The sequence below is a fragment of the Bacillus sp. MN7755 genome (genome assembly GCF_054771475.1).
Genome location: NZ_BTRL01000019.1, coordinates 42,195 through 61,830, shown reverse-complemented (window position 1 = coordinate 61,830; position 19,636 = coordinate 42,195). Strand labels below are relative to the sequence as shown.

Sequence of the window (19,636 nt, the reverse complement as noted above, 5' to 3'; positions counted from 1 at the left end):
AAAAACTTCCGTTATGTAACGGAAGTTTTTATATACTTTTTTAAACCAATAGTAAAATCTCTTGAAAATCTTCAATACCTTCAGTTTGATTTAGTTTCTCTATCGTACTTTGACTAGACATAATATCATATAAAAAATCATAAAGCCGTTGTAAATCTTCATTATTATTGCGCTTTACACTAAATAAAATAATTAGTTGTACTTTTTTATCTCCCCAATCAACAGCCTTTTCAAGTGTACAAAACATCAAAAATGTTTCCGCACTTAATAACTGCATCGGATGAGGAATCGCAACTAAATTCCCAACCGCTGTCGGAGATGTATTTTCTCTTTCCATAACAGAATCATAAAAGTTTTCTGGTACATAGTTTTTCTCAGCAGCTTTCTCACATAAAAACTGAATTACCTCTTCTTTCGTAGAAGCACTATGATTTAAAAAGATTAAATCTTCCTTAATATATTGCTGTACACTATTATTCACATGCGTAAACAACTGCTGACCAATCGATTTAATCTCTGTATCATCAAATATTGAGTTCACTTTTATAACCGGCACAGGCAAACCACTTGGTATATGAATTGTACTAATAATACAATCTATTTTATCTTTATAAAGGTCTTCTACTTTCAATTGATAATAACCTGTAATACCTACAATCTCTAATTTATCTCGGAACTGTGATAAAATTTTATATTTCAATAGCTGGGCGCTTCCTTGACCAGTCGCACAAACTAATAAACATCTTTTCTTTTGATTCTGTTCCTGTAAACGGCTCATCGCTCCGCCGAAATGAATCGCAATATAACCAATTTCACTTTCCGGAATCGACTCACCTGTATATTCACCAATTATATCTCCAACGAGAACCGCAATTTCAAAAGCATACGGATAATTCTTTTTTACTTCTGCCAAAAGAGGATTTCTCGTATTTAACTTATACTTCAAACGGTTTAATAACGTTTTTAAATGAACACCAAATCCAAATAATAATTCTTCATCATAATAAAAAATAAGATTCCGTTCTTCTGCTACTTTAAAAAGAATATGTTGCATGAATGCATATAGATCTTTCCCTACTAGTTCTTCCACATTTTCATAACGATCTTTCGCTGTAACAGCAGTGCTTAATAAATGCATTGTCACATATAAAACTTCTTCTTCTGGAAATGAAAGATGCAACTCTTTCTCTAAATCCCCTACAATCTGTTTCGCAATTGCATATTCTTTCTTTATTATAAGTTCAGCTTGCTCCTTATTCAGCCCTTTCATATAATGCTGATCTTCACAACGCTTTAATGCGATTGCAATATGAATGACTAAATTATCAATTTCTATATCTGATAAATATATCGTCCCTCCCTCAATATACTTTAATATAACCGAACGGATAAGCGGTATATGAGGTAACGATAAATATGTATCACTCTGCTCAAATTGCTCATGAAACGGAGTATGGTCATAACGCGGTAAACCATATTGTGATAAACAAGAACGAATATGAAACTCCTCACCCACAATACGTATACCATAATACGGTCTCTTTTCAATTTGCAGTTTATAGCGACCACATATATCTGTAACATCTTTCATAATTAAATTCACAGTCGATTTACTCACATAAATCTCCTCTGCTAACTGTGAAAGCTTCACATATCCCTCTGTCGTTAAAATACGTTGCAGAATGTAAGCTACCCTTTCTTCATAAGAAGATGGGATCTTTTCCGTCTGCTTTTGAAATAGACTCATGCAAAACTCTTCAAACTTCTTCGTTTGTATAATTTCTAGTTCGTATCCAGTCCCTCTTTGCGATTCAATTTTCGCTCCGTTTTCTTCCAATATATCATTTAATAATTTTATATCTTTTTGAATCGTCTTCGTTGATACATGTAAACGGCTTGCTAAAAAAGCTCGATTTAACATCGATTTCTCTTCTAAAAACTCTTCTAAAATAGAAATTAATCGCTGATGCACCTTTGTCATAGCTCTTCCTCTCACTATATATATATAAAAGGGAAAAAGCTGCTGAAGTCAGTAGTTTTTCCCTTTTATTTTATCTATTTCTTTAATGTAAATCCGAATTTATCCCATGCTTGTAAATAATCTAATAAGAAAATTTCCTCTTCCACAATTCGGCCAACTACATTTGTTTTTCCTGTATTCACCATGTCTTTTAATGCAATTTGTAATTCGCCTTTATATTGACCATATTGCTCATTATCAATTAAAAGATCGCCACGCTTAATTTCGCACGTATTATGAGGTTTAAACTCTTCTTTTTTATATTTCACACGGCTTTGTGTCGAGCGAATCATATATTCAGATACATCCCCGCGATAAAAATGAGGTTCGTCTAATACGATAATTCTTTCTAGTTCTGTCGTTGTATCATATAACTCTATATCAAATGTTTGTTTCTCTTTATTTAATGCACCTAGTGCCTCTAATTCTTCTTCTGACGCATATGCATTCGCAATAATAACATCATCAATTAATTCCGTCGCAAATAAATGCTTCGCTTGTGTTGTCATTGGTAATTCACGATGCTGCTCTAACGTACATAATCCTTCTGTTACTGGCCAAGGTCCATATGTTGCATCAAATGATGAAATAAAAGCAGCCGTTCTCATACCGTAATCTTTAAATTGTTTCGAGCATTTAATAAAATGATCGTATGATAATCCTGAATAACGATGCGGATAAAAATTATGGCAACCAATTAAATTTTCACGATTTGGTCTATGACTCATAATATTATCTACATACTTCGTACCGTTACTCATATTAATCTCAATTTTTAAGCCGTATGGATTGTAAGTCATGATCGATTCTTCTAAACCAGAGAATCCAACATCTAAACGAATACCGTACGCACCTAGTTCATGGAAGAACGATAAATCATTATACGAAATACCTAGTTGTTCAAAAACAGCTGGACTAATATCAACTAACACTTGGAAACCTAATGCATTTGCATGAGAGATCGTTTCTTTAAACTCTTCTATAATTTTCTCTTTTTCACCATCTACAGATAATAAACATGTAAATACACGATTAAATCCGTATTTACTTGCTAATGTTAAATACTCCTTGTCTTTCTCTACTGTTGAATGTTCTGGATAAATAGAAATACCTAATCGTCTCATATGTACACGCCTCTTTCTTCATCATATTGTAAACCTTTTCAAATATATGTAGCGAAAAAGTATATATCCCCTTCTCTTCCACTATCCTTTGAATCCGCTTTCGTTAAAGAAAAAACAATTTCTATCATTCATAACAATTACTAGTCTATACATCTATACTTTACATCTTTTTTTCATAGTTGTGTAGTCTTTCCACAAATTTGTCAGTTTTTTTCCCTCGAAAATTGTTGTACGTTTTCAAGGCACCTTCCTTGACTGTTACATTGACCAATACATATACTCGAAAGAAAAGAGAATTTTTTTATATAGGGGATGAATATATGGGAGAAGCAATACTCGTAAAACGAGAACCGTTATGGACGAAAGAGTTTTTTGCGCTAATTCTGGCAAACTTATGTATGTTTTTAGGGTTTCAAATGTTAATTCCGACTTTACCTGTTTATGTGAAAGAAATTGGCGGCACAAGTTCCAATATCGGATTTGTTGTCGGTATGTTTACCGTTGCAGCACTTTTTGTTAGACCGCTAACTGGGAACGCCTTGCAGAAATTCAATAAAAAAATCATTTTAATGATTGGCACTGCTATTTGTTTACTCGCTATGGGTAGTTATCTTTTCGCTTCAACTGTTTTCCTATTGCTTGCCGTTCGAATTTTACATGGAGCTGGTTTTGGTATTACAACGACTACATACGGAACTGTCGTTTCAGATTTAATTCCGCAAGCTCGCCGCGGTGAGGGCATGGGATATTTCGGACTTTCTGGAACGATTGCAATGGCGCTCGGTCCACTGATCGGACTTTGGCTTATGCAAACATATAACTTCACGATTCTTTTTTTATGTGCACTTTCCTGTACAATTGTTTCATTAATATTAACGAAACTACTTCAAATCAAAAAATCGCCACAACCACCGAAGCAAACATCCGGTACCTTTCTCGATGGATTTATTGAGCGCAAAGCTTTACTTCCTTCATTATTAATATTATGTATTACATTAATGTACGGAGGAATCGGAAGCTTTATTACGTTATTTGCTACGGAAGTCGGCATTGCTGATATAAGCCTCTTCTTCTTATTTAATGCACTTGCAATCGCTGTTACTCGTCCATTTTCTGGAAAGTTATATGATGCGAAAGGTCATGCATTTGTTATTATTCCAGGAGTTATCATTACGTTTACAGGTATTATTTTACTGTCGTATACAACTACAATTCCGAGTTTAATTATTGCAGCAGCATGCTACGGAAGTGGTTTTGGAGCGATTCAACCTGCACTACAAGCATGGATGATTGACCGAGTAGCACCGCACCGACGAGGAGTTGCAACAGCTACATTCTTCTCCGCATTTGACCTTGGAATTGGTGCTGGCGCGATTATTTTTGGATTCATTGCACATTTTACAAACTACGCAACTGTATATCGTTATTCCTCTCTATTACTTATTGCTTTCCTGTTCATTTACATTACAAGTATAAGAAAGCAAAAGCATGGAGATAAAAACAGAGAAAAAGCTGCTGGATAATTTCAGTGGCTTTTTTTATCGTATTTTTGCTGTTATAAAACCACATGCATTTTCCTACATATTTTTTTACCTTTCATCAAAAAATATACGATGAACTCGCAGACGCTTTCCTTCATATCCACCTGAACAATACTATTCTAAAAAGTGTGATTTATTTACAAAATTAAGATTTATACAAGATGAAAACCAATAAAATACAGCTGTTTCTTTAAAGAATTGTAAACTTTTCATCCCTTTGTAAATTTAGTGTAAATTTTACTGATAAATCGTTTACAGTGCCTCAAGGTTTAGTTAATAATTACAGCGTACATGAAATTTAAGGAGTGGAATGCGTGGAATATAATGTTCAAGATATGATCTTCCAGTTCATTGGTGGATTAGGTATTTTCTTATTCGGGATTAAATACATGGGCGATGGACTGCAACAAGCAGCTGGTGATCGTCTTCGCGATATTTTAGATCGCTTTACAACAAACCCACTTATGGGTGTACTAGCAGGTATGTTAGTTACTGTATTAATCCAATCAAGTTCAGGAACAACCGCTTTAACAGTCGGACTTGTAAGTGCCGGATTTATGACATTAAGACAAGCAATCGGTGTTATTATGGGTGCGAACATCGGAACGACAGTTACTGCATTTATTATCGGAATTAAAATCGGAGAATATGCGCTCCCAGTTATGGCAATTGGAGCTATTTTACTATTCTTCTTTAAAAATAAAAAAGTACATTCTGTAGGTCAAGTTGTATTCGGTTTTGGTATGTTATTCTTCGGTTTAGAATTAATGAGCGCAGGTATGAAACCTCTTCGCTCTTTAGAGTCATTCCAAGAGTTAATGGTTAGCATGAGTGACAATCCAATTTTAGGAATTATTGTCGGTACAGTGTTCACTTTAATTGTACAAAGCTCAAGCGCAACAATCGGTATTTTACAAGAACTATTCGGTCAAGGTGCTATTGATTTACAAGCTTCTCTTCCTGTATTGTTCGGTGATAACATCGGTACAACAATTACAGCAGTATTAGCAGCAATCGGTACTTCAATTGCCGCAAGACGTGCAGCATTAGTTCACGTTATCTTTAATATTATCGGTACCATTATCTTTACAATTTTATTAGTACCATTTACAAGTTTAATCCAATATTTCCAAACGTCATTAAACTTAAATCCAGAAATGACAATTGCATTTGCACATGGAACATTTAACGTAACAAATACAATCATTCAGTTCCCATTTATTGCAGTATTAGCATGGATCGTAACAAAAATCATTCGTGGTGAAGATTCATCTATTAACTTCAAACCGCAACATTTAAATCCAATCTTTATTGAGCAATCTCCAGCTATTGCTTTAACTGAAGCTCAAAAAGAGGTTGTGCGTATGGCTGAATTTTCATTACACGGCTTAAAAGAAGCGAATCAATATTTAAATACACAAGACAAAAAGCATGAAAACATGGCTACTCAATTAGAAGGAGCTATTAACAATTTAGATAAAAAAATTACCGAGTATTTAGTTTTACTATCGGAAAAGCCGCTTTCACCTTCAGACTCTGAAAAACATTCCGTTTTAGCAGGTGTTGTTGGAGATATTGAACGTGTTGGTGATCATGTAGAAAACCTAGTAGAACTTGTAGATTTCCAAATTTCAAACCGTGTTTCCCTATCAGACGAAGCACTAGCTGAACTAAATGAAATGCTTGAATTAACAATTTCAACATTACAAGACGCAGTTGAAGCTTTAACAAACTTCGATACTGAACTAGCACAAACGGTTATTGCAAAAGAACGTAAAATCGACCAAATGGAACGTGTTCTTCGTAAACGTCACGTATTACGTCTAAACGAACGTAGCTGTTCAGGTGATGCAAGTATCATCTTCGTTGATATGGTAAGTAACTTAGAGCGTATCGGTGATCACGCTGTAAATATTGCTGATGGTGTTTTAGGTGAACAAGGTAAAATCAATTTAAAACAATCATTATAATAGGAAAGAGACGCTAATGTAAGCGTCTCTTTTTCATTTCATATTTACTATTGTTCTTCCTTTTAACTTTCCTTGCAATATAAGTGTAAACTTCTCATCTAACTCTTCTAATGTACATTCTTCTGTATAAGATAGTAACTCTTTATTTTCCCATTCACTTGCTAAGAGTGTCCATACATCTCTTCTCACATCCACTGGGCATTGCACAGAATCTACCCCTAAAAGGCTTATACCTCGCAAAATAAACGGGTATACCGTTGTTTGTAATTCCTGGCCGGCCACATTACCGCATGTCGTTACACAACCACCATACTTTACCGTTTTCAAAGCTGTTTCTAACATATGTCCACCTACAGTATCGATAACTCCGGCGTATATTCCTTTAAGCATTGGTCTTCCGGATTCATCATTCAATTCCGCGCGATGAATCACCTTTTTCGCCCCTAAACGTAGTAACACCTCTTCCTCTTCCATTTTCCCTGTCGCTCCTACTACGTTATATCCTAACTTACTTAAAATACTAACAGCCACACTCCCTACGCCGCCTGTAGCCCCCGTTACTAAAACATCGCCCATACTAGGCGTTACTCCTGCTCTAATAAGCTTATATACTGATAAAGCAGCTGTAAAACCTGCTGTCCCGTACATCATACTTTCCTTTAATGACATTCCCTCTGGCAAAGAGATAATCCAAGATGCTGGCACGCGAATATACTCTCCGAAACCACCAGAAGTATTCATACCTAAATCATATCCCGTTACAATGACTTGGTCTCCTAGCTTAATAGTTTCATCCTCACTACTCACAACTACTCCTGCTGCATCAATTCCTGGTGTATGAGGATATGTTCTCGTAACACCTTTATTACCTGTGGCTGAAAGAGCATCTTTATAATTTAATGAAGAATAATGAACCTGTATTAATACGTCTCCCTCAGGTAAACTACTTACTTCTCTCTCGACAACGTTTCTTACAAACTGCTTATTTTCTGTTTCGTTCACAACAATTGCTCGGAATGATGTATGATTCATTATGCTCTTTCTCCTTTATCCGTAAAATTCTTCTTTATTATATAGAAAATATACGTACGGCTACTCATTTCTTCTTGGCTATATTTCAACAAATCTTACTTCTCTATTACTTTCTCATAATACATATTTTCATTTCTACTAAAACAACTTATACTTATTCTACATCTCAAAAATAAAATATAGAAAATCTGACTTTTTATAAATAAATTGAATTTTTACGAAATGTAAATGATTTGTAATGTTTTTTTTCGCTAAATTTCATTATAATAAGTGGATATGAGTGTCGTATTTCAATCCAAATGAAGGAGTACAAGAAATGGAGCAAAACCCATCTTTGCAAGAAAATACACGCAGTAAACCGAAAAATAGTAAGAAAAAAATAAAAATTATTATAAGCGTTATTCTATTCTTTTTAATAGTAGGTGGCGGTTATACTTGGTTTTTAGTAAATAAAGCATCTTCTGCTGTTCGAAATGCCGCACACGATTTAGCACGCGGTGATAAATCTGATTTACGTGATAAAGCTGTAAAACCTATTACGAACAATGTCTCTGTCTTAGTAATGGGTGTTGATGAAAGCGATGTCCGCGGGAAAGAATACGGTGAAGCTATAAGAACGGATGCACTATTACTTGCAACGTTTAATAAAGATAGCAAAACTGTAAAACTATTAAGTATTCCACGAGATACATATACTTATATTCCAGTGGAAAAGAAAAAAGATAAAATTACACACGCTCATGCATACGGTTCTACTAAAAACGGAAAAGATGGTGGACCACAAGCAAGTATTGATGCAGTTGAAAAATTACTAAATGTTCCTGTTGATTACTTTGTAAAGTTTAACTTCAAATCATTTATGAAAATTGTAGATGATTTAGGCGGTATTGAAGTCGATGTACCAGTTGAATTTACTGAACAAGATAGTAATGATAATGCTGATGCAATTCACCTAAAAAAAGGTGTTCAAAAGCTAAATAGTGAAGAAGCTCTCGCTCTTGCTAGAACGCGCCACATCGATAGTGATGCAATGCGTGGACAACGTCAACAACTCGTTATTGAAGCAATTTTAAAGAAACTAACAAGCGTTGGATCTGTAACAAAAGTTGGTAATATTATTGATGATATTAACGGGCAATTCGTTACAAACTTAACATTCGATGATATGCTTTCATTCTATAAATATGGGGCGGATTCTTCAATTGAGAAATTACAAATTCAAGGTGACGACTGCTATATGGAAAAAGGTGACGATACATGTAGCAAATCTGCTGGTGGTGGCCGAACGTATTACTACAATCCAGATAAAAAAGAATTAGCAACTGTTACAAACCAACTTCGTACTCACCTTGGATTACCTGCATATACAAAAACAGACTCTGATTCGAAGAAAACAAGTACAGAGAAAACAAAAGAATCTAAGTCTGAAAATTCAAGTGAACGCGAATCAAGTAACAACGAATCTAAAAATAAGAATAAAAATAGCAATGAAGATACAGAAACATCGTCTAACGACAATGAATAAAAAAGAAGTAGTTCTCTATGGAGGTAGAGAACTGCTTCTTTTTATTTCTCTATAATTAAAAATCAGAACTTTCTAACTATCTTTTTTAATATTTTTAAATTATAATAAATAGTAGCAATCTATTCCAATTATCAGGGGGCTCATACATATGAAAGCTGCAGTAAAACATAACATCTCAGATTTTAAAGACTACTTAAAGTCAAACGATATATACATGGAAGAAAATATAGATGAAAATGATGGTTCTGTTCATTTTTCAGTAGGGTTAGAGACAGAAGCTGGAGCAAAAATTCAACTTATCGCTGCTTTCCAAAACGAACATCCTACTGTAGATATATACTGCTTCAATGTTGCTCACGTACCTAATGAAGCATCAACAAATGATATTTTGCACGTTATCAATGAATTAAACACATCTTATCGATTTGCAAAATTCACATTAAACAAGCAAAATGCAATTGATATTTCAGCATCTCTTGCATTCTCAGAACCAAACTTTAATCCAGCACTTGTCTTTGAACATACGAGAATGCTATATAAATTAGCAAATGACGAATATAAAAACTTAATGAAAGTTATTTGGGCATAATCAACCGGTCCTCAAATAGCGGGATAAATAAAAGGATGGGCTGCAAGCAGCGCCATCCTTTTATTTCGATATCATATCAAACCACATCTTAACAGCAGTGCCTACAATCAAAATCGATAACATATATTGTAGTGCTTTTTGATTGATCCTCTTCCCAACTCGCGCTCCAAGCGGCGCAGCAAAGATACTTGCAATCGCAATAATAAGAGCTGGAATTATAACTACTTGCCCAGTTATCACTTTTCCAGTTGTAATCCCTACTGAGGAAATAAACGTAATAGCGATAGATGTCGCTATTGTTGTACGTATTGGTAATTTTAAAATAACTAGCATAATTGGAACTAAAAGGAATGAACCTCCAGCACCTATAATGCCTGACGCTCCGCCTACAATAAAAGCTAACAAGCTTGCTAACCATTTATTATATTTCACTTCATTACCATTATTACGTTTCGGTACGAACATCATAATAGCAGCAATTGTTGCTAATGCTGCATAAACAACATTTACCGTATGTTCCTCCAATACGTTAGCACCAAAACTCCCTATGAAACTTCCTATTAATATACTAGCTCCCATATACACAACTAGCGTTTTATCCATATCATTACTTTTTCGATAGGCCCATGCCCCTGCAAAAGTTGCAAAGAATACTTGCACCGCTGTAATACCACTCACTTCATGTGACGTATAACCAGTAAATCCTAGCAATACCGGAATGTATAGGATCATCGGGTAATTAATAATCGCACCGCCAATTCCAACCATTCCCGATATAAATGATCCTATAAACCCAATTATAAAAAGTAATACGACTAAACTCACCTTATATCCCCCGCCTTCTAAAAAGAAGGTGATTTAAATGAATAAGTTCACATTCCCATCTGAAGCATCTGCTAAATAAGCTCCTACTCCTGCAAACTCTACCCCTTCCATAATCTCTTCCTCTTTTAACCCTAATAAATCTACTGTCATTTGACAAGCTACAAGTTTAATCCCCTGTTCTTTCGCCAAATCCATTAAATCTGGTAAAGGCATCGCATTATGTTTTTTCATAATACCTTTAATCATCTTTGGTCCCATACCGGCAAAATTCATTTTTGATAATCCCATCTTATCAGCTCCGCGCGGCATCATTTTTCCAAATACTTTTTCGATAAAAGTTTTCTTTACCTTCACATGTTCATCTTTCCTTAAAGCATTTAATCCCCAGAAAGTATGAAAAATAGTAACCTCTTGATCATAAGCAGCTGCACCATTGGCAATAATATAAGCAGCCATCGCTTTATCATAATCTCCACTAAACAAAACGATTGTTGTTTTCTTCTGTTGTTCCATGTTGTTCTCCCTCCAATTACCTATAGGGGTATTCGATTGTTTATAAAAAGGCTCAAATCATTTACCTCTGTACTATACGACTTTACCTTCCCAAGCTAACATACCACCTACCATATTGATCACTTGAAAACCATAACTTTCTAAAAACTGAACGGCTCTTGCACTTCTTCCGCCTGAACGACAAACGATAATATATTCCTGTTTTTTATTTAGCTCATGCATACGAAATTCTAATAGCCCTAGTGGAATATTACATGCTTCTGGAATTTTCCCTTCAGCTACTTCTTCTACTTCACGTACATCTATAATATTTACTGCTTCTTTACGTAACAATTTTTCTTCTAATTCTTTTGCTGTCATTTCTTTCATTTTAAATTTCCTCCTCACAAACCATTCATCCCGCCTGAAACATTAATAACATGCTGAAATCCTAATTTCTTTAATACTTTTGCTGCTTGCTTACTTCTCATCCCGCTCTGACAAATAACGATTACTTCCTTATTTTTATCTAACTGACTTGCTCTACTAGCTAACTCATTTAACGGGATATTTTGAAATCCTTTCATATGATTTCCTGTATATTCACCTACTGTACGAACATCGATAAAGTACTTTCCTTGTTTTCCTACTATACTTTTTAATTCTTTTCCGTTTATATTTTGAACACCTTTCACAGGTAAAAAGCGTGAAATAACAAACCATGCAGCAAGTACAATGAAAAGCGTACTTAATATTGTGTTCATATAACCAACCTCTCTATATTTATAAAACTACTACGCCTTCTTAATCCAAAACTTCAGCACATCAGCTTCTTCTACATGCTTTACGATGTCATGACCACTTTTATTTGCCCATGCTGGAATATCCTTAACTGACCCTTTATCCGTTACATGTACTTCTAACACTTCTCCAGTTTGTAACGTATCCATCGCTCTCTTCGTTCTTACAATCGGCATTGGACATGCTAAATCTTTCGCATCTAATACTTGTTTTACATTCATCATCTATTCCTCCAGTTTTTATTTATTTCATTATTCGTGCACTGCACAACGATTTGGACCAATCTCCATTTCACGCTCTTCATCTACACTCGGATGAATTTTACCCATATTTGTTTGGCGGATTTCTTCATATGCATTTGGCTGAGGTGGTAAGTTTTCTGTTACAGTTTTACGGAACTCTACCTCATCCTCAATATTTAACCCTGCATTATACGCAAACAAATCTTTTAATTTTGCGCTAACAATACCACTTTCGTTCATTTCACTTATTTTTGAATAATGAGCCGGTAACACAACTAAATTTTGAGATAGTTCTTTATATCGGCTATACAAAGTATTACGTAAATCACTTACCCAATCTTCAGCCTTCCCAGCAAGATCTGGACGCCCGATTGAATCTACAAATAAAATATCGCCCGATAATAAATAGGAATCGTCTACAATAAATGATGTACTTCCAATCGTATGCCCCGGTGAGTATAATGCGTCAATTTCAATTTTAGTACCCCCCACCGTAATAACAGATCCTTCTACAAGCGGTTCGTATGCGAAAACAACTTCCTCCGCATCTTTTGGCGGTAACCAATACGTACCACCTACTTTTTCCGCTAACTTACGTCCTCCAGAAATATGGTCTGCATGTAAATGTGTATCCATTACATTCGTAATCTTAACATCATGCTCTTTCGCAAATTCTTCATATGCTTCAACTGTTCTTACTGCATCAATAACTGCTGCTTCACCGTTTGAAACGACCATATAAGATAAACAGCCTTTTCCAAGACGGTTAAACTGATACATACTTCCCCCATTTTTTAAATCTCCAACTTTTATAGGCTTTACATATTCACTCCAAGCCTTCATACCACCAGCTAAATAATAAATATTTTCTAATCCAGCCTCTGTTAATTGCTCTGCCACAAATATAGAAGACCCTTCTTTTGCACACACTACTAAAACATCTTTATCTTTAGGTAATTCACTTACAATATGATCTACACCATCTAACAAATCAAAATATGGTTTATTTATAGAAGAAACTTGTTTCCCTTCAATTTTCCATTCTTCATAATCCTTCTCATTACGAACATCTAAAATGAATAACTCTCCGAATAAAACTTTCTCTGCCACATCTTTTGCTTGTAATGATTTAACGCTCATCTTCTTACCCCCTGAGGTATATTTTTATTTAAAAAAATTTAATTCTCTATATTCCCTTACCACTCTACCATACCTGGAATGACATTTTTCACATTTGCATAACCTTGCTCTTTCAACATTTGGCAAGCTACATCACTACGGTTACCAGTTCGGCAAACAACATAAATTTGTTTCGTCTTATCTAATCCTGCGCTTGCTAGTTCACCTAATGGCACCGAAATGGCCGATGGAATATGACCAAAGGCGAATTCCGCCGCTTCACGAACATCTACTACAGTACACTCTTCACCACTTAATACTATATCTTGCAATTCCGCATTCGTAATTGTATGAGGATACTTCACTACTTCATCCACTTCATGCTCATGTGCTTTCCTAACATAATGCATCAAAACATCACCCTCTTGTTTCGTCCCGATATATTGATGCCCTACTTTATTCGCCCAGCTTTGTATGTCTACTGTAGACCCTTTATCTGTTGCCTCAATTTCAATCACTTGCCCTGGCGTCAACCCTTCCATCGCCTTCTTCGTTTTCACAATCGGCATCGGACAAGCCAAACCTTTACAATCTAAACTCATATCCACTTTTATACTCATAGTCGATTCCTCCACAACTTATATACACATACCTGTAGGGGTATGATAAAATGTTTTTGAAAATCTGTCAACACTTACGTTTGACAGATTATCGGCTTTTCACAAGTAATTGAACAGCTTCTTTAATTAACTCTTCATTTGAACCATTACCACTTTCAAACTGTTCACGCAAACATTGCTCTAAATTCGTTCCAACAACAAGTCCAATTGTACGATCAAGTGCAGAACGAGATGCCGTTAACTGTGTAATAACCTCTCGGCAATCTTTTCCTTCTTCCATCATACGAAGCACACCACGAACTTGCCCTTCAATACGTTTCAATCTATTTTTCATATCTTGATTATATTCCATTGTATAATCACCTCATTACCATTATGTCACCATTTATAACTTATGACAATACAAAATACCCTATAGGGTATTTTGTAAACCCCTATTTTTAATATTTATCTTATGAGTTTGCAATGCAAGCAGTTAAACATTAATGTGTAGGCTTTCATCTTCCACTAAATTTTGAAGTGGAAGCTGAAAAAACATTAATATATAATACGGTCTGGTAATACTGTCCCATACAATTTAAAACCACCATCTACATTCTTTACCTTATATCCTTTTTCCATTAACATGCGCGCTGCAACATACCCTCTCATGCCAAGTTGACAAGTGATATATATTTCTTTATCCACTGGCACTTCATCTAAACGATCACGTAATTCATCTAATGGAATATTAATAGAGCCTTTAATCATTCCTTGTTTTAGTTCATTAGGCTCTCGAACATCAATAAGATATCCACCATTTTCAACAATACGATCTATCTCATGCCATTGTACTGTGTACACAAAACCATCTACTATATTACTTGCCGCATACCCTACCATGTTTACTGGGTCTTTTGCAGAAGAATAGGGCGGAGCATATGATAATTCTAAATCTGGCAAATCAATTACAGTTAAATTTGCTTTTATTGCCGTTGCGATAACATCGATACGCTTATCTACACCGTCACGTCCTAACGCCTGCGCTCCATAAATTTTTCCGCCATCTTTATCAAAAATTAATTTTATTAGCACTGGCGTAGCATTCGGATAGTATCCCGCATGCGAATTTGCCTGTACATGTACTACCTCATAGGGTATATTTAATCGTTTTAATATTTTCTCATTTACTCCCGTCGAAGCAACTGTTAAATCAAAAACTTTCGCTACCGAAGTTCCCAGCGTACCTTTATATAAAGAATCCGTATGACCATGAATAATATCTGCTAACATGCGACCTTGACGATTAGCCGGCCACGCTAAAGGAATCATCGTTTCTGTTTCAGTAACAAAATCTTTCACTTCAATCGCATCACCAATTGCATATATATGTGGATCCGATGTTTGAAATTTTTCATTTACTTTTATCGTTCCTCTAACTCCTAACGCTAATCCTGCATCTTTCGCTAAACTACTCTCTGGTTGTACACCAATTGCTAAAATAATCATATCTGTCTCTATGATTGAACCACTTTTTAAACGTACAACAGTCCCGCTCTTTTCTAATGCATCTACACCGTCTTCAAAAACAAGCTCAACATTATGATCTTTCATATGCTCATGCACATACGCTGCCATTTCATAATCGATTGGCGGCATCACTTGATTCGCCATCTCTACGAGAGTAACATCAATTCCTCGTTCTCTTAAGTTTTCAACCATTTCCACTCCAATAAATCCGCCACCAATAACCGTCGCATGATGTGGTTTCTTCTCATCAATATACGCTTTAATACGATCTGTATCAGGTACATTCCGTAACGTAAACAACGCCTTCGCTTCTTCAATACCTGGAATAGATGGAACAATTGGTTTTGCCCCTGGTGAAAGAATTAAAATATCATATTCCTCGTTATATGTTTCATTTGTCGTTACATTCTTTATAGTAATTGTTTTCTCTTCTTTATTAATCTGTACTACTTCACTCAATACACGTATATCTAAATTAAAACGCTTCGACATTCTTTCAACAGTTTGTACTAATAATTTTTGTCTTTCTGTAATGACACCGCCAATATAGTATGGTAACCCACAATTTGCAAATGAAATATACTCACCACGCTCCACCATAATAATTTCATCTTCTTCACTTAAACGACGAAGCCTTGCAGCCACTGATGCTCCGCCCGCAACTCCGCCTACTACAACTATTTTTCTAGACACATTTCAAACCTCCATATTATTTATTATTGAATTTTCTCATGTATCACATACACAAAACCTATACCTGTATGGGTATATGATAAATTATAAAAAATTTAATTTCAATCAATATGTCTTTCTTTCACAAATTCGAAACAAATAAAAAAAGAACCTAGATCTCTCCAAGTTCTTTACAAATGAAGCAACCCATCGTTCCATTACCATACTTCCTATAATCTCTTTGTAAAACTATAATCCATGTTCCCGCCTAGCGCTGCCGCTGTATCACCAGTTTCTCTAAAATCATGTGTATACATTTTTTCAAATAAACCGAAATCTACTTGCTTATAAAATTCAAAACAAGGGAATCCATCATGCTCCCCTTGAATATCCATACCACCATCCTGTTTCACACATACATTTAATACATAATCCACAGGAGGTGCATATACATTTAATGGATTACTTGCACTCGCACTCATTTTGAATTGCACACCTTCAGAATTCCATGTGATATCAGTACACACAATATTTTCTGTACTTGCTTTCCCTGTTCTTTTACTCACAGAACCATCTGGACTTGTAACCTTCTCGGTCGTAATACCCGTGTTCGCATATGAAAACACTTCTTCTTTATAAAAATCAACTACTACCTCTTGCTCAACTCTAGAGCGCATCGTATTTACCGCATGTGGGGTAAATTCACGCGAATCACCTTCGAATTGAACTACTTTTCCTGTTTCCATATCCTTTTTAGCTTCAGTCCAAGACATTGGAATAAATACACTGGCTCTAATTTTCACGATGTTAGTCATAAGAAACACCTCTATAATTTTATTTTAGATACTGAATACTATTGAGTAAAATAGACCATAATTTCAATGCTAAAACCAATAAATTTCTCTTTTACTTTTCTACTTCCTTCTAAAAATAGCGCTATATTTATGTTTAGACTGTCGTTTTAAAGTTATATTCCATCTCTCCAGCTAGTGCTGCTGGAGTATCATTTGTTTCTCTAAAATCATGTGTATACATTGATTCAAACGGACCAAAATCTACTTGTTTATAAAATTCATAGCAAGGGAAACCATCATGTACACCTTCAACATGCACAGTACCACTTTTATTAACTCGTATAGCCAACAAATAATCAGCTGCAGGTGCTGCCGCGTTTAACGGATTACTTGCACTTGCTCTCATTTCAAATGAAACTTCATCCTCGCCCCATACGATATTAGTACATACAATATTTTCTGTATTTGTTTCTCCTTTTTGATACTCAGTTGAGCCATCTGGATTTGCAATCTTCACTGTGACGATACAAGCATCTGCATATTTGAAAATTTCTCTTTTATAAAAATCAATATTCACTTCTTGTTCTAATCTTGAACGCTTTGCGTTCACCGCGTATGGTGTAAACTCACGTGCATCTCCAGCATATTCAAACGATCTTCCTGTTGCAGGATCCTTAATAGGTTCCAGCGATGCATATGGTGCAAAGACACTCCCTCTAATTTTCACAATATTAACCATGTGAAACCTCCATTGATTCTATATTATATAAATCATTATTTGTTCTACCAACAAAATATAGTCAATTTGATTGACTATATTGTATATAGTACAATAGGCATTACATATAGTCAACTTAATTGACTACAAGCGCGGAGGTTATATATATGGATCAAACATTTAACGAGTTAGATCTTACATCGCTTTTATCATTATCATTTAGCACATTAATTACTGAGCTACATGACAGATTAAGTGAATTGGGATTTAAAGATATTAGACCAGCACATGGTTTTATGTTCAAACGCATCCTTCCTAATGGGGCAACTGGTATAGAGCTAGCTGAATATTTAGGGGTTTCCAAACAAGCTATAAGTAAAATGGTGGATTCTCTTGAGAATAGTGGCTACGTTACACGTAAAACACACCCTACTGATAAAAGGGGTAAAATCATTGTTTTAACCGAACGTGGTTTAGCAGTAATGAAAGCAAAAGAAGAAATAGTAGCTGAAATAGAGCAGCGATGGATTGAAAATATAGGTACAGAACGAATGCAAATGCTAAAAGAAGATTTAACAACATTCGTTACTAAAGAAAATACAGAGAAGTTATCATCAAATATACGACCTGTCTGGTAAACAAAAACGAATCCACTTTGATTCATCTTTTTCAAAATGGATTCGTTTTCTACAGATATATTAAAAATCATTAATTTCTTTAAATTTTATTCTACTGAATATATTTTTTACGCGTTATATAATTCCATAATTCTCTTCACAACCAACTCCGCTGTGTTCTCCTCCGGTGGCATCAATAAATTCGTAGTTACCCCATACACAATAGGATTCAACTCTACTTCATATCCACCATATACAAATTCTTCCGTTGTCGGCAAGTAACCAATATACCCGTTCATATATCCACCAAAGAAAGCTAGTTCATTTTGAAGACGCTCTTTCACTTCTAATGACATTTCCGAAAAAGGTTCCATCGGTATACCGGAGAACATACCATCATTAACTTGAAACAGTTGCACTTCTAAATCAATACTTAACTGCCACATACCTTGCTTATATTTCTCTAAAACGATAGTAAGCCATTCATCCGTATTCACGCCCCACTGCTCTTCAGCTAACTGGGCCATGCTTCGTATCTCATCAATTTCAGGAATATCCTTCAACTTCATTTGCATCGTACTCGAAATCGTTCTTACAGTTACAATCGGGCTATATGTAACTGTCGGTAACATCGTTAATACATGTCCACTAAGCATGTAAGCCATTTGTGTTAATGCTTCCCTAGAACCACGATACTTCGCATTCACATTTCCAGCAGCACCTTGCACAATAATAACAGGACAGTTTTTGATTTTCTCAAGAATCTCTCTCGTTATTCCCGGATAATCTGCTGATAATACATCACTATCACCTTTTAAAACATTCGGATGCGCCGTACAAAACACTACAATCCCAGATAACTCTTTCGTTTCAGCATCTCTTATTGCTAACATCCCAATCCGTTTATCTACAACACCCTCTATATTTATTCCCATCTTTGCTCTTCCATCAGATGTTCTCTCTCTTCTGTTTACCCCAATATCACCTGTCGTAACTCCCCAGCCAATTTCACATCGCTTCAAGTTTTTATTCGCAGTAACAGCACCCTGCACTACATTATTTACTAAAATCGTTTTATACGACTGCACTAGCGGATCATCGCCGACTGTCTCTGGACCGGAGTGCGTATGAGTATAAACAACCGTTATTCGCTCAAATGGTACATGAAGCTCACTCGCTACTCGCTCACGAATCATATTCGTATCTTCTACTAACATCCCAATATTATCAATGCTTATAAATACAGTTTTCATTTTACCTTTTTCAAATACAAAAACCGTCCCATAAATACGCTCTTCAATATTATTTATTCCTGTCTCTCTATGATATCCGACAAAATCAATACCTATAGGCGGCGTAATATCCACCTTACATACCCCTACTTTGCTCATTTGAACCTCTCCATTTCTCTATGTAACTCCCTTTT

The 19,636-nt window shown here is 35.3% G+C and carries 20 protein-coding genes; 5 read left to right on the top strand and 15 right to left on the bottom strand.

The window, feature by feature from the left end; all coding sequences use genetic code 11:
- Nucleotides 1–40: 40 nt before the first annotated feature.
- On the bottom strand, nt 41–1,981 hold the full coding sequence (locus ACYVEC_RS22115; RefSeq protein WP_460508330.1) for a BglG family transcription antiterminator: 1,941 nt from the start codon (nt 1,979–1,981) through the stop codon (nt 41–43).
- Nucleotides 1,982–2,055: 74 nt separating this feature from the next.
- Complete coding sequence (locus ACYVEC_RS22110; protein WP_063223718.1) at nt 2,056–3,144, bottom strand: DUF871 domain-containing protein; 1,089 nt, start codon at nt 3,142–3,144, stop codon at nt 2,056–2,058.
- 320 nt (nt 3,145–3,464) lie between these two features.
- Here ACYVEC_RS22110 and ACYVEC_RS22105 point away from each other — a divergent pair, with 320 nt between their 5' ends.
- Complete coding sequence (locus tag ACYVEC_RS22105) at nt 3,465–4,667, top strand: MFS transporter (protein ID WP_098557082.1); 1,203 nt, start codon at nt 3,465–3,467, stop codon at nt 4,665–4,667.
- A gap of 332 nt (nt 4,668–4,999) precedes the next feature.
- On the top strand, nt 5,000–6,655 hold the full coding sequence (locus ACYVEC_RS22100) for a Na/Pi cotransporter family protein (RefSeq protein WP_000456268.1): 1,656 nt from the start codon (nt 5,000–5,002) through the stop codon (nt 6,653–6,655).
- 33 nt (nt 6,656–6,688) lie between these two features.
- On the opposite strand, the gene ACYVEC_RS22095 is transcribed toward ACYVEC_RS22100, so the two are convergent.
- On the bottom strand, nt 6,689–7,687 hold the full coding sequence (locus tag ACYVEC_RS22095; protein WP_063223716.1) for a YhdH/YhfP family quinone oxidoreductase: 999 nt from the start codon (nt 7,685–7,687) through the stop codon (nt 6,689–6,691).
- A 316-nt stretch (nt 7,688–8,003) separates the two neighbouring features.
- Between ACYVEC_RS22095 and ACYVEC_RS22090 the strand changes: the two genes are divergently transcribed.
- Nucleotides 8,004–9,212, top strand: a complete 1,209-nt coding sequence (locus ACYVEC_RS22090) for an LCP family protein (RefSeq protein ID WP_063223715.1) — start codon at nt 8,004–8,006, stop codon at nt 9,210–9,212.
- Nucleotides 9,213–9,360: 148 nt separating this feature from the next.
- Nucleotides 9,361–9,801, top strand: a complete 441-nt coding sequence (locus ACYVEC_RS22085) for a hypothetical protein (protein WP_016089221.1) — start codon at nt 9,361–9,363, stop codon at nt 9,799–9,801.
- A 60-nt stretch (nt 9,802–9,861) separates the two neighbouring features.
- On the opposite strand, the gene ACYVEC_RS22080 is transcribed toward ACYVEC_RS22085, so the two are convergent.
- The 11 genes from ACYVEC_RS22080 to ACYVEC_RS22030 all read right to left on the bottom strand — a co-directional run bounded on the left by ACYVEC_RS22080 (nt 9,862) and on the right by ACYVEC_RS22030 (nt 17,614).
- Nucleotides 9,862–10,626: a sulfite exporter TauE/SafE family protein gene (locus ACYVEC_RS22080; protein ID WP_063223714.1), complete on the bottom strand. Its 765-nt coding sequence runs from the start codon at nt 10,624–10,626 to the stop codon at nt 9,862–9,864.
- A 33-nt stretch (nt 10,627–10,659) separates the two neighbouring features.
- Entirely contained in the window at nt 10,660–11,139 is a 480-nt protein-coding gene (locus ACYVEC_RS22075; protein ID WP_000437730.1) for a DsrE/DsrF/DrsH-like family protein, read from the bottom strand.
- A 72-nt stretch (nt 11,140–11,211) separates the two neighbouring features.
- Nucleotides 11,212–11,508, bottom strand: a complete 297-nt coding sequence (locus tag ACYVEC_RS22070) for a rhodanese-like domain-containing protein (protein ID WP_063223713.1) — start codon at nt 11,506–11,508, stop codon at nt 11,212–11,214.
- Nucleotides 11,509–11,522: 14 nt separating this feature from the next.
- Nucleotides 11,523–11,882, bottom strand: a complete 360-nt coding sequence (locus ACYVEC_RS22065) for a rhodanese-like domain-containing protein (protein WP_063223712.1) — start codon at nt 11,880–11,882, stop codon at nt 11,523–11,525.
- A gap of 30 nt (nt 11,883–11,912) precedes the next feature.
- On the bottom strand, nt 11,913–12,143 hold the full coding sequence (locus ACYVEC_RS22060) for a sulfurtransferase TusA family protein (RefSeq protein ID WP_063223711.1): 231 nt from the start codon (nt 12,141–12,143) through the stop codon (nt 11,913–11,915).
- 27 nt (nt 12,144–12,170) lie between these two features.
- Nucleotides 12,171–13,301, bottom strand: coding sequence for an MBL fold metallo-hydrolase (locus ACYVEC_RS22055; RefSeq protein WP_063223710.1), 1,131 nt, complete (start codon nt 13,299–13,301; stop codon nt 12,171–12,173).
- A gap of 56 nt (nt 13,302–13,357) precedes the next feature.
- On the bottom strand, nt 13,358–13,900 hold the full coding sequence (locus tag ACYVEC_RS22050; protein WP_098555124.1) for a sulfurtransferase TusA family protein: 543 nt from the start codon (nt 13,898–13,900) through the stop codon (nt 13,358–13,360).
- Nucleotides 13,901–13,988: 88 nt separating this feature from the next.
- A complete protein-coding gene (locus ACYVEC_RS22045; RefSeq protein ID WP_000456206.1) occupies nt 13,989–14,252 on the bottom strand; it encodes a metal-sensitive transcriptional regulator in 264 nt (87 codons plus the stop codon).
- Between the two features lie 185 nt (nt 14,253–14,437).
- A complete protein-coding gene (cdr, locus tag ACYVEC_RS22040; RefSeq protein WP_063223708.1) occupies nt 14,438–16,102 on the bottom strand; it encodes a CoA-disulfide reductase in 1,665 nt (554 codons plus the stop codon).
- A 209-nt stretch (nt 16,103–16,311) separates the two neighbouring features.
- Nucleotides 16,312–16,896 carry a DUF3238 domain-containing protein gene (locus tag ACYVEC_RS22035; RefSeq protein ID WP_063223707.1) on the bottom strand — a complete coding sequence of 195 codons (585 nt, stop codon included), beginning with the start codon at nt 16,894–16,896 and terminating at the stop codon, nt 16,312–16,314.
- A 133-nt stretch (nt 16,897–17,029) separates the two neighbouring features.
- A complete protein-coding gene (locus tag ACYVEC_RS22030) occupies nt 17,030–17,614 on the bottom strand; it encodes a DUF3238 domain-containing protein (RefSeq protein WP_460508316.1) in 585 nt (194 codons plus the stop codon).
- Between the two features lie 146 nt (nt 17,615–17,760).
- Here ACYVEC_RS22030 and ACYVEC_RS22025 point away from each other — a divergent pair, with 146 nt between their 5' ends.
- Complete coding sequence (locus tag ACYVEC_RS22025; protein WP_063223705.1) at nt 17,761–18,231, top strand: MarR family winged helix-turn-helix transcriptional regulator; 471 nt, start codon at nt 17,761–17,763, stop codon at nt 18,229–18,231.
- Between the two features lie 107 nt (nt 18,232–18,338).
- On the opposite strand, the gene ACYVEC_RS22020 is transcribed toward ACYVEC_RS22025, so the two are convergent.
- Nucleotides 18,339–19,601 carry a neutral/alkaline non-lysosomal ceramidase N-terminal domain-containing protein gene (locus tag ACYVEC_RS22020; protein WP_460508312.1) on the bottom strand — a complete coding sequence of 421 codons (1,263 nt, stop codon included), beginning with the start codon at nt 19,599–19,601 and terminating at the stop codon, nt 18,339–18,341.
- Nucleotides 19,602–19,636 lie beyond the last annotated feature (35 nt).